Below are 1305 nucleotides of genomic sequence, written 5' to 3' on the forward strand. Positions count from 1 at the left end.
TATAAAATGCGAGCCCCCCTCTGTTCGCTGGGGGCGCGCCCATAGGGCCCCCCCCCTCACACGTGTTCAGCCCCAGGGCGCGCGGCCTCCGGCGCGGCTGCGCAGTGCAACCCTGACCAGGTCGACGCCGGACGACGCGACGTTCATGACGGCCCCCACGGGGGTGCATGCGGATTTCGCGTCGGGCGGTCCACCGGAGTCGCTCTGACCAGTGGGCTTCGTGATCGTCCCATCGAGGTGTCCACCAGTGTTGTCCTGCGGCCGTGTCCACTTCCTCTGCCGCGGTGCCGCCCCCGGGCTGCGGTGTCGCCCAGGCTGGGCACGGGGCACGTGCTGAGCTGCTGGTGCAGCTCGGGTGGTGGCGGTGACGGGGCTGTCGGATCTGCGGCCGCCCCGGGTGGTCATCTGAGACGTGGGCGGTCGGCCGAGAGCTGAGCGGGACCGGCCGCGCACGGTACGGCGGGAGAGCCCCCATACGTCAGGAGGGCCCGGACCGCGACGTGCGGTCCGGGCCCTGTCCTGGTGCCGCCCTGCGGCGGCGGTGCCTCAGCTCTGTGTGGTGTCGTCGCCCGCCTGCGCGGCGCCCTCAGCCGCGCCTGCCTTCTCACGCATCTTGCGCACCAGCTCCGCCTTACGGTCGGCCGCACCCTGGCGGTCGAGGTTGCGGTGCGGACCGTGGTTCTGCCGTTCGGCGCGGGACAGCTTCTTGCGCTGGCCGCCGCCCATGCCCACGGGGTTGTTGATGTTCTTGCTCACGGTCACGGGTTCTCCCGGTAATGATGTGAAGTGATCTACGGATTCATCGGTGGGGGACGGCGGCGACGTCGAAAGACGTCAGCAGGGGCCCATCACGCTCTCACTCATGAATCGGCGCCTGGAAGAACATGACAAAGACGTTACCCGGTTCCGTCGGCCCCGCCCACCAACCTGTTCGCCGCCCCGGCGTCGGCCGGGCCCGCGGCGAGCACCCGAGGTCAGCCGTTTCCTTCCGGGAATCTCAGCACCGGCGGCACCCGTCAGTGGTCGCCGCCCGTCCGGGGCGGGTCCAGATGGGCGTTACCGGGCCGCCGCGGGCGTTTTCAGTGGTCGCGAGCACACTGCCCGCACGAGAGATCCTCTCACTCGCGCCCCGCCGCTACGCACCGGGGCCAATATCACCCGCAGGCCTTCCGACGGCAGGGGCACCCTCCCGGGTCCGGACGGTGCCGACAAGAGGCCCCGCGGCGGGGGGGGGTGCGGGGGCGCGCGCGCCCCGGCCCCCGCGGACCGGGGGGGGCAGGCGGGGGGCCGGCGAGGGGGCCCCCG

General features: G+C 72.5%; 1 protein-coding gene. It reads right to left on the bottom strand.

The window, feature by feature from the left end; genetic code table 11:
- Positions 1 to 546 precede the first annotated feature (546 nt).
- On the bottom strand, positions 547 to 762 hold the full coding sequence (locus tag ACFXGX_RS43175) for a DUF6243 family protein (RefSeq protein WP_384803975.1): 216 nt from the start codon (positions 760 to 762) through the stop codon (positions 547 to 549).
- Positions 763 to 1305 lie beyond the last annotated feature (543 nt).

Source organism: Streptomyces sp. NPDC059371, assembly GCF_042751995.1.
Taxonomy (GTDB): domain Bacteria; phylum Actinomycetota; class Actinomycetes; order Streptomycetales; family Streptomycetaceae; genus Streptomyces.